Raw genomic sequence first — 9669 nt, forward strand, 5'->3', positions numbered from 1 at the left:
CGATAACATGAAATAGGGCTTTAAGATGGCGATAAGTAAAGATAAACCTCAAATCTTATCTGCAGAGGTTGTTGCTCAATCACGACTGTTTAAAATTGAATCGTTGGATTTACGTTTTTCTAATGGGGTTGAGCGTACTTATGAACGTATGAAGCCAAGTGGTCGCCATGCGGTGCTGATTGTCCCTGTGACGGAACAAGGTGACTTATTGTTGATCCGCGAATATTCAGCAGGTACCGAACGTTATGAATTAGGCTTTCCTAAAGGCTTAATTGATGAGGGAGAAACATCGACTGAAGCGGCCAATCGTGAATTAAAAGAAGAAATTGGTTTTGGTGCCCATCAACTACAGCCATTAAAAGAAGTGGTATTAGCCCCGTCTTATTTTTCCAGTCGCATGACATTGTTTTTAGCGCAAGATCTGTATCCTGAAAAACTTGAAGGTGATGAGCCAGAGCCGTTAGACATTATTCGTTGGCCATTAGCCCAAGCAGAAGAGCTTCTGACGCATGTTGATTTTGCCGAAGCGCGGAGTATTACCGCATTGTTTTTAGCATTGAAGCAATTAGCACGAGAGGAGTAACTAATGGCCTATTCGCATTTACTGCCCGATGTGGTTGAGATCGCTCGAGCATCAGGTCAATTGATTTTAGATATTTATCAACGTGGTCAGTTTGAGAAACAGATCAAAGATGATAATACGCCAGTGACAAGTGCTGATCTTGCAGCTCATAAGTTAGTGATGGAGCGATTGACACAACTAACACCTGATATTCCCGTGTTGTCTGAAGAAGACGCTAGCGTACCATTAGCAGAGCGTAGCCAATGGAAACGTTATTGGTTAGTTGATCCATTAGATGGTACGCAAGAATTTATTGCAGGTAGCGGTGATTTCGCGACAATCATTGCGTTAGTTGAAGATAATCATCCAATCATGGGAGTGGTTTATGCGCCTGTATCTGGGGTGTCATATTATGCCTATGAAGGAAAAGGCGCGCATAAGATCACCGCGGAAGGTGAAAGTGTCAAAATTGCGACTCATCATCATGAAGAAAATACTAAGTCTATTGTTGTTGCCATTAGTCGTCGCCAAGATATCAGTTCAATTACATCGCGATTAGATCCTAGCTACAACTATGAACTCGTGCCTTTAGGCTCTGCGGCATTAAAATCATGTTTGGTGGCAGAAGGTGCGGTAGATTGTTACTTACGTTTGGGGCCTACGGGTGAATGGGATACCGCAGCAACCCAATGTATTGTTGAAGAGGCGGGCGGGCGAATTCTTAATACTCACTTAACGCCGCTGTCTTATAACGAACGTAATACATTAGAGAATCCAAACTTTATTACTTTAGGTGATGAAGGTCTGCCTTGGGCGGATATTTTAGAGCCAGATGATCGGATGATGAATGCTGACTGATATATAGCATAAAAAAACGGAGCTAAGTGGCTCCGTTTTTATTTCTATGAGATTTAGCTATATGGTTAGAACAAACGATTTAAGCCATTGAGTGCCGCCACTCGATAAGCTTCTGCCATTGTCGGGTAGTTAAAGGTGGTATTGACGAAATAATCAATCGTATTACCTTCACCTTTTTGCTCCATGATTGCTTGTCCGATGTGAATAATTTCTGCAGCACGTTCACCAAAACAGTGAATACCTAAGATCTCTTTGGTTTCTCGGTGGAATAAAATCTTTAAGCTTCCCACTTCTGTTCCAGCAATTTGCGCACGTGCCAGATGCTTAAATTGGGAGCGCCCCACTTCATATGGCACTTTCTCTACGGTTAGTTGCTGCTCTGTTTTACCTACTGAGCTGATCTCAGGAATGGTGTAAATACCCGTTGGAATATGATCAATTAGTTGACCTTGAGCTTGTCCTTTACTGATCGCTTGTGCTGCAAATCGACCTTGGTCATAAGCTGCACTAGCAAGACTTGGATAACCAATCACATCTCCTACCGCATAAACATGATCGACCTCGGTTTGATAGCTGCGATTAACGTTGAGTTGTCCGCGAGAGTCAGGGGTTAAGCCAACATGTTCGAGCGCGAGTTTATCGGTATTACCTGTACGGCCATTAGCATATAAAATACAGTCTGCACGCATTTTCTTGCCAGATTGTAAATGTAAGATCACCCCGTCATCAGTCCCTTCAATCTCTTCAAATATCTCATCATTACGTATCATCACCCCATTGTTCCATAGGTGATAAGACAGAGAGTCTGATATTTCATTATCAAGAAATTCCAGCAAACGTTGACGGGTATTAATTAAATCAACTTTAACGCCAAGCCCACGGAAAATAGATGCGTATTCACAACCAATTACGCCAGCACCGTAGATAATAATATGGCGAGGATCGTGCTCTAAACGTAAAATTGAATCACTGTCATACACGCGGGAGTGATCAAAATCGACACCCTCAGGATGGTAAGGACGAGAGCCTGTCGCAATAATAAATTTATCCGCGCTGTAGCGCTCAAGGCTACCGTCGCTGCTTTTTACCTCAACATCGTGACTGGCAATAAAGCGTGCCTCACCATGAATAATCTGGCATTGGTTACGGTCATAAAACCCTTGGCGCATCCGTGTTTGCTTATTAACAACCACTTCAGCATGGCCGAGGATTTGGCTAAAGGTACTGTGAAGTGTTGAGTTATTTTTGCAATAAAGCGGGTTTTGATTAAATTCAATAATACGGCTAACAGCATGACGCAGAGCCTTAGATGGAATCGTTCCCCAGTGCGTACAGCCTCCACCAACGCTGTCTTCGCGTTCAATAATTGCAACGTTGAAACCGGCTTTTGTTAATCCCATAGCAGCACCTTCACCGCCAGGGCCACTACCAATAATAATCACATCAAAATGACTGTTATTACTGCACTGCGTATCCGTCATCACATTATTCCTATTTGTATTGGTAACATTTTTGCATCGTAAGTGTAACGATTTGTAATCAATAGGAGAATCAATAGATGGTCAGAGCTAGCGAGGGATCACGCTCTATCGTTGAGTTGGAATAATAAATGTTAATGATCACACTGAACAGTGAGGTAGTAGATTGTGAAGTGCATGAATAAATGATGTTAATCGGGCTTTGCGTGAAGGCGATAGAGCCAGTAGTATAGGACTATTCTTACGTGACTGTTTATCTTCATTTAGTCGCGTATTATGATCAGAAAACTATAGAGAAGCAGATGTCCATGGGGATCAGGGCTCAACAGAAAGAAAAAACCCGTCGCTCGCTTATCGATGCTGCGTTTAGCCAGTTAAGTGCAGACAGAAGTTTTTCTAATTTAAGTTTACGAGAGGTTGCTCGTGAAGCTGGGATTGCCCCAACATCGTTTTATCGTCATTTTAAAGATATGGACGAATTAGGCTTAACCATGGTGGATGAAGGGGGATTGATCCTTCGTCAGCTAATGCGGCAAGCCCGTCAACGTATTGCGACCGAAGGGAGTGTGATCCGTACCTCGGTTGAGACGTTTATGGAGTTTATTGAAAGTAGTCCTAATGTCTTTCGTCTACTATTACGTGAACGTTCAGGCACATCAACAGCATTTCGTGCTGCTGTCGTTCGTGAAATACAACACTTTGTTGCTGAACTAAGTGAGTATCTTGAGGCCAAAACAGGGGTGACGCACGAAGAAGCGTATACCCAAGCAGAGGCATCCGTTACTTTAGTCTTTAGTTCAGGAGCAGAAGCGTTAGATCTGGATAGCCATGCTCGTGCTGAGCATGCAGAAAGATTGATTATGCAATTAAGAATGATTGCAAAGGGTGCTTATTGGTACCGAAAAGAGCGTGAGCGTCGAGAGCTCAGGCAAAAACTATAACCTTATTTCGATTTTGTGGTGAAGGATATGGACAAGCAACAAGTTAAAGCAGAACGTAAAACTCTAGTTCTATCATTACTAGCAGGTGTATGTGGTAACGCAACATTAGCAGTATTAACGTCAAGCAGCGTGGCATTCTCTATTTTCCCTGTGCTTGCATTTGTATTGGCAGTGTACTGTCTATACCAAGAATACCTACGTAAACCAATGACAGAAGGTACGCCTGCGATTGCAACGGCATGTTTCTTTGTTGGTGCATTTGGTTACTCAGCATTTCTTCGTGCAGCAATGCCAGAAATGGGCTCGAACTTCCTGCCATTAATGATTGCACTAGCACTGCTATTCTGGGTGAGCTACAAAATGGGTGTAATGGATAAAAAAGCCAAGCCAGAAGCTGAAGCGAAATAATTTCATTAATACCTAGAATAAAAAAAGGCGCATTAGCGCCTTTTTTTATTCCTAAATTTTAGCGATATTATTTACGTTCAAGTAATACACCAGCTTCCATATGATGGGTATATGGGAATTGATCGAATAAGGCAAAACGTGTGATTTTGTGTGTTTCACACAGGATCTCTAAATTCTCTTTGAGTGTTTCAGGATTGCAAGAGATGTACATGATACGCTCATAACCTTGCACCATACGGCAGGTTCCCTCATCCATACCCGATCGTGGAGGATCGACAAAGATCGTATTGCAGTTGTAGCTTTGAAGATTCACATTTTGATCTTTTAAGCGGCGGAACTCACGCTTACCTTCCATTGCATCAGTAAAATCTTCTGCAGACATGCGAATGATTTGTACGTTATCAATGTTATTAACCGCAATGTTGTATTGCGCAGAATCTACAGATGGTTTTGCTAACTCTGTTGCTAATACGCGTTCGAAGTTTTGTGCTAGCGCTAGTGAAAAGTTACCGTTACCACAGTAAAGTTCAAGTAAATCACCCTCGCTGTCTTGAGTGCAGTCAACAGCCCATTCAAGCATTTTTTGTGCAACTTCACCGTTAGGTTGAGTAAAGCTATTTTCAACTTGCTTGTAGGTTAGGGTGCGATCGTGCACTTTTAGCTGTTCGATAACATAGTCTTGATCAAGCACGATTTTCATCTTACGAGCACGACCAATAAGATTTAGCTTAAAGCCTTCATCATTTAGACGTTGTTTTAGTTGCTTAGCTTCTGCTGTCCACTCATCATCAAGTTGGCGGTGATAAAGCATAGAAACAAGGATTTCCCCACTAAGGGTTGATAAGAAATCGACTTGGAATAGTTTATGACGTAGCGCTTTAATAGGTTTGATCGCATCAACCAGCATTGGCATCAAATCATTGATCAAACGACTTGCCGCAGGGAATTGATCAACACGGTATTTTTCACGTGTTTCTTGGTTAAACATGATGTAGAAAAGATCTTCACCCTCATGCCAAACACGGAATTCTGCACGCATACGGTAATGCTCTGCAGGAGAGGCAAACACCTCGAGTTCAGGGGTATCAAAATCAGCACAAATGTTTTGAATACGCTCTGCCTTTTCATCCAACTGTTGCTGATAACCAGCGGTGTTAAGGATGGTAGATGTCATAGTGTATGCCTCGACTGCTCAAAATAAGAGCGCAGATTTTATTGCATTGCACAGTGATGTCCAGTCTTCGAGGAATAAATGTTCTTATTAAAGTGAATTATTTATAACTAATAGCAAACAAAACTAGACATAAAAGCGATACATCACTAGCATCTGCTCTGCGCTGGTTAACCATGGGATGGTACGGGAATACGGTGAAAATCCGTAACTGACGCGCAGCGGTAATAGAGAACGAACGCACATGGATGTATTCCAAACACTGTTTTAACAATATGTTTAATCAATAAATATTGAATGATGTGTTGTTAAGATGGGAAGTTGATGCCTAGGCGACCTTCTTCTGGTCATGCTCTTAAGTCCGAATACCAACCAGCGGTAAAGCACTTTTGCTTTGTTATATACGCGACTTAGGATCCTCAAATGAAAAAAACACTTTTAGCACTGGCGGTAACGTCGGTGTATTTTCCTTCTTTTTCTATTATTGCAGCAGAAGATAACACCCAAACTGACGATGTGATGGTGGTTACTGCCAATCGGTTTGAGCAACCTGTGACTTCAGTACTTGCTCCATTCAATGTTGTTACCCGCCAAGATATCGATAAGATACAAGCAAAAACACTCACAGAAGTGATCAGCTTATTACCAGGCGTTCAGGTTACGCAAAATGGTGGTCGAGGCCAGCTAGCCAGCATTATGGTTCGTGGTACTAACTCCGATCAAGTACTCGTGTTAGTTGATGGTATTCGTATGGCACGTGCGGCAAAAGGTGCGGTTGATTTTAATCAAGTCCCTTTAACTCAGGTTGAGCGTATTGAATTTACCCGTGGTGCTCGTGCTGCAATCTATGGTTCAGAAGCGATTGGCGGTGTAATCAATATCATTACATTGGCTGATGTCGATTCACCATCTAAAACGAAGTTGAATGTAGGTATTGGTAGTAATAACTATCAAGAGGCAAGTGCATCAGGCGCGTATAAAGTTGGTGAAAATGGTTTGCTGCAATTAGCAGTAGGCTATGAAGACGATGAAGGCTATAACGTTAAACCACAACCTGGCTTAAATGATGGTGATAAACATGGCTTTGCTAGCCGTAATGCCATGATTGCTTATCATCAACGTTTTAGCGATACCTTAAAAGGGTTTGTCTCTACACGGTGGTATAAAAATCAGTACCAATATGATAGCTCATTCGTTGATTTCTTCTCCGGTGAACCAGTACATCAATATATGCAGTCAGAACCGGAGTTATTTGACTATAGCGCAGGATTAGATTTAGATTTAGGGCGCTACCAGTCTAAGTTAATCGCAGATTATCAACATCAAACTAATTATGACTATAATAAAGCGGCAGCTACGATGCCTTTTGTTGCTAGTCAGAATGAGAAATTTACCCAGCGTAATCTACAGTGGAATAACCATTTTGCCGTTAACGACAATCTACAATTAGTCGGCGGTGTTGATTGGCGTAAAGAGTCATGGCAAGACAAGCTATCTTCAGATGCATTTAGCAGAAACAATACAGGTGTTTACGGTATTGGTTTAGTAAACGTTAATGATTTTTCATTAGAAACAAGCTTACGTCTAGACGATAACCAGCAGTATGGCTCTCAGTTTACTTATAACGTAGCAGGTGGTTGGTATATCACTGATGAAGTGCAACTACGTACATCTTACGGTAGTGCATTTAAAGCACCGAATTTATTCCAACTGTACTCACCATTTTATGGTACTGAAACACTAAACCCAGAGAAATCAAAAAATGCGGAAATGGCTATTGAAGCTAACTACAACGTGATTGATTTAGCTGTTACAGGTTATCGCATGGAGATTGATAACCTTATTGGTTTTAATAACACGTCTTGGAAGTACTATAACGAACCAGGAAAAAGCAAAATCAAAGGTATTGAAGTTGAAGCAGACTTTGATACAGGTTTTCTATCTCACCAGCTAAACTTTGATTTTAAAGATCCCCGTAATAGCCAAGGTCAGCGCTTAGATCGTCGTGAGAAATTTTCGTTTAAGTGGGTAGGTACAGCAAGTGTTGGTGATCTCGATAGCGCACTAACCTATCAATACCATGGCAAGCGCCCAGATCAATATGGTCCAACGGGTGAGTTATCTGCTTATGATACATGGGATTTGGCATTAACTTATTGGTTACAGCCAAAGCTTGCGTTAAAAGGTCGAGTAGCTAACCTTCTAAATGAAGATTATGAGACGGCTGGTGGCTATCAAATGCCAGGACGTACTTATTACACCAGTATTAATTACCAATTTTAATCGAAAATGTTAGAGATAAAGGCCGCTAATACAGCGGCCTTTTTAATAAAGCTTGTACATAACGGGAAAGATTCAGTACAAACCTTTGTGGTTGATGCGCCGTTTTTCCAGCGCTCTCTAGGCATTACATGGAAAAATATAGACATAATTGAGCGATTTTATTATCAGCGGTATCAGTTAACTAACAGGGCTGTTTGCGAGAGCTGAAGATCGCAGTATCATAAGGTGAGTAATGTTTATTAGGTATGGTACGAGTGAAAAAGATTGTTATTTTTGATTCTGGTGTTGGTGGTTTATCTGTTTATAAAGAAATCTACGATCTTTTACCGCAAGTGCAATATATCTATGCCTTCGATAACGCCGCTTTCCCGTATGGCGAATTACCCGATAATGTCCTTATCGAACGTACCAACCATATTGTCTCGATATTAGTTGAACAGTATCAAGCCGACTTAGTTGTTATCGCGTGTAATACAGCAAGTACCATTGTATTACCGGCTCTACGTCAAAATCTCAATATACCAATTGTTGGCGTTGTTCCTGCAATTAAACCTGCGGCTAAATTAAGTCAAACTAAAGTGATTGGTTTATTAGCAACACCTGCAACCGTTAAACGCGAGTATACGCAGCAGTTAATTAACCAATTTGCCAGTGATTGCGAAGTAAAAATGATCGGTTCAACTCGATTAGTAGAAATGGCGGAGCAAAAGCTACGTGGGGAAGCTATTTCTCTTAATGAACTCAGTGAGATTTTAGCGCCATGGCAACAGCAAGTAGACAGTATTATTTTAGGCTGTACGCATTTCCCTTTAATTAAAGAAGAAATACAAGCTGTATTAAATAATGATGTTTATATAGTAGATTCAGGTAAAGCGATAGCGCTACGAGTATCGTCTTTGTTAGGGTTATCTGAACAAGAAAAACAATGTCATAATAAAATAAACAACCTCACATACAGCAGCGCCGCTACACAAAGTGTAACGGCGCTGAATAAAAGCTTATATCAAATAGGACTTGGTACTATTCAGTCTCTAAGGTATCCGTATCTACATTTTTAGGTTCATTAGCTTCACGTACTTTTAATGTACGTTGGCCATATTCCTTATTGTTTAATTGCTCGATAGCACTATCAGCATCGAGGCTACTCATCACAACAAAGCCAAAACCACGACGCTTACCTGTTCGTTTATCTTTCATTAGGCGTACCGCAAAAACATCACCATGTTCAGCGAATAGGTTCTTAACGTCAGTCTCATTAGCGCGATAAGGAAGGTTACCAACATAAAGGGTTTTGCTGCTTTGAGAGGTTTCAGTGTTATCGATAGGGGTGACTTCTTTAGGTGTTTGCATGAAATAAAGTGCAGCACCGACAGCGATAGCACCTAAAGCAAAACTAATAGAAGAAAGGGAAGGGATAAGGCTAAAAATTAATGCGCCGATAATAGCAATCGCTATAGCGGTTATTATGGTTTGATTATTTGATTTCATATTTAATTAAACTACATCGTCAAAATGGAAGGAAGAATGCGTATTGTTTCTTTTAACATCGAACTCACAATGATATTACTTTCATTGAGTTGTAATTACTAGCGAGTGAACAATCAGTTCATCAAATGTTGTAATTACAAGCATATCAATCACAGTAGATGAAATAACGAGCAAATACATTATTTTTTTTAAAAAAGACTTGTCAGAGTGATCGAAGTCTCTATAATGCCGCTCCATCGAAAGGGAACACGAACAAACAAATGATCGAGTTCAAACTTTTTGAATTAATAATATCGAATAACGATTGAATCTTTGGTTAAACCAAGGGTAGTCAAAAAGAAAGTTTGATTTTAGAATTTCTTCTTGACTACAGTTAAGGGCTGAGTAAAATACGCATCCCTGACCAATACGAAGTATTGAGTCAATGTTCTTTAACAATTTGACCATGCAATCTGTGTGGGCACTCGTTGAAAAGTTAAG

9 protein-coding genes and 1 riboswitch are annotated in these 9669 nt (G+C 40.8%); of the genes, 6 read left to right on the forward strand and 3 right to left on the reverse strand.

Annotated features, from left to right (window positions below; genetic code table 11):
- The first annotated feature begins 25 nt into the window (after window positions 1-25).
- Together nudE and cysQ are read left to right on the forward strand one after the other, a co-directional pair.
- Window positions 26-583 carry an ADP compounds hydrolase NudE gene (gene nudE, locus I3259_RS09885; RefSeq protein ID WP_238029468.1) on the forward strand — a complete coding sequence of 186 codons (558 nt, stop codon included), beginning with the start codon at window positions 26-28 and terminating at the stop codon, window positions 581-583.
- Between the two features lie 3 nt (window positions 584-586).
- Window positions 587-1420, forward strand: a complete 834-nt coding sequence (cysQ, locus tag I3259_RS09890; RefSeq protein WP_238029469.1) for a 3'(2'),5'-bisphosphate nucleotidase CysQ — start codon at window positions 587-589, stop codon at window positions 1418-1420.
- 65 nt (window positions 1421-1485) lie between these two features.
- Here the strand turns inward: cysQ and sthA are convergent, their stop codons facing one another.
- Window positions 1486-2901, reverse strand: a complete 1416-nt coding sequence (gene sthA / locus I3259_RS09895) for a Si-specific NAD(P)(+) transhydrogenase (RefSeq protein ID WP_238029470.1) — start codon at window positions 2899-2901, stop codon at window positions 1486-1488.
- A gap of 305 nt (window positions 2902-3206) precedes the next feature.
- Here sthA and fabR point away from each other — a divergent pair, with 305 nt between their 5' ends.
- Together fabR and I3259_RS09905 are read left to right on the forward strand one after the other, a co-directional pair.
- Window positions 3207-3839: an HTH-type transcriptional repressor FabR gene (fabR, locus tag I3259_RS09900; RefSeq protein ID WP_005372563.1), complete on the forward strand. Its 633-nt coding sequence runs from the start codon at window positions 3207-3209 to the stop codon at window positions 3837-3839.
- 27 nt (window positions 3840-3866) lie between these two features.
- Window positions 3867-4247 (forward strand): YijD family membrane protein, encoded by a 381-nt coding sequence (locus I3259_RS09905; protein WP_238029471.1) that lies wholly within the window; start codon window positions 3867-3869, stop codon window positions 4245-4247.
- A 67-nt stretch (window positions 4248-4314) separates the two neighbouring features.
- Here the strand turns inward: I3259_RS09905 and trmA are convergent, their stop codons facing one another.
- Window positions 4315-5421 (reverse strand): tRNA (uridine(54)-C5)-methyltransferase TrmA, encoded by a 1107-nt coding sequence (trmA, locus tag I3259_RS09910; RefSeq protein ID WP_238029472.1) that lies wholly within the window; start codon window positions 5419-5421, stop codon window positions 4315-4317.
- A 147-nt stretch (window positions 5422-5568) separates the two neighbouring features.
- Window positions 5569-5810, forward strand: a riboswitch (cobalamin riboswitch).
- Between the two features lie 31 nt (window positions 5811-5841).
- Here trmA and btuB point away from each other — a divergent pair.
- Window positions 5842-7701 carry a TonB-dependent vitamin B12 receptor gene (btuB, locus tag I3259_RS09915; RefSeq protein ID WP_238029473.1) on the forward strand — a complete coding sequence of 620 codons (1860 nt, stop codon included), beginning with the start codon at window positions 5842-5844 and terminating at the stop codon, window positions 7699-7701.
- A gap of 245 nt (window positions 7702-7946) precedes the next feature.
- The gene (gene murI / locus I3259_RS09920; RefSeq protein ID WP_238029474.1) at window positions 7947-8759 is read left to right on the forward strand and encodes a glutamate racemase; all 813 of its coding nucleotides are present in this window, start codon (window positions 7947-7949) and stop codon (window positions 8757-8759) included.
- Here murI and I3259_RS09925 read toward each other — a convergent pair.
- Window positions 8722-9189, reverse strand: a complete 468-nt coding sequence (locus tag I3259_RS09925; RefSeq protein WP_238029475.1) for an RNA-binding protein — start codon at window positions 9187-9189, stop codon at window positions 8722-8724. The two genes, murI and I3259_RS09925, sit on opposite strands and share 38 nt — an antisense overlap.
- Between the last annotated feature and the right edge of the window lie 480 nt (window positions 9190-9669).

This window comes from Photobacterium sp. Ph5 (assembly GCF_022129445.1).
Lineage (GTDB): Bacteria > Pseudomonadota > Gammaproteobacteria > Enterobacterales > Vibrionaceae > Photobacterium.

Coding starts and splice junctions, on each gene's coding strand:
- murI (WP_238029474.1), top strand. CDS start 7,947: ATGGTACGAGTGAAAAAGATTGTTATTTTTGATTCTGGTGTTGGTGGT.
- sthA (WP_238029470.1), bottom strand. CDS start 2,901: ATGACGGATACGCAGTGCAGTAATAACAGTCATTTTGATGTGATTATT.
- btuB (WP_238029473.1), top strand. CDS start 5,842: ATGAAAAAAACACTTTTAGCACTGGCGGTAACGTCGGTGTATTTTCCT.
- cysQ (WP_238029469.1), top strand. CDS start 587: ATGGCCTATTCGCATTTACTGCCCGATGTGGTTGAGATCGCTCGAGCA.
- I3259_RS09905 (WP_238029471.1), top strand. CDS start 3,867: ATGGACAAGCAACAAGTTAAAGCAGAACGTAAAACTCTAGTTCTATCA.
- trmA (WP_238029472.1), bottom strand. CDS start 5,421: ATGACATCTACCATCCTTAACACCGCTGGTTATCAGCAACAGTTGGAT.
- nudE (WP_238029468.1), top strand. CDS start 26: ATGGCGATAAGTAAAGATAAACCTCAAATCTTATCTGCAGAGGTTGTT.
- I3259_RS09925 (WP_238029475.1), bottom strand. CDS start 9,189: ATGAAATCAAATAATCAAACCATAATAACCGCTATAGCGATTGCTATT.
- fabR (WP_005372563.1), top strand. CDS start 3,207: ATGGGGATCAGGGCTCAACAGAAAGAAAAAACCCGTCGCTCGCTTATC.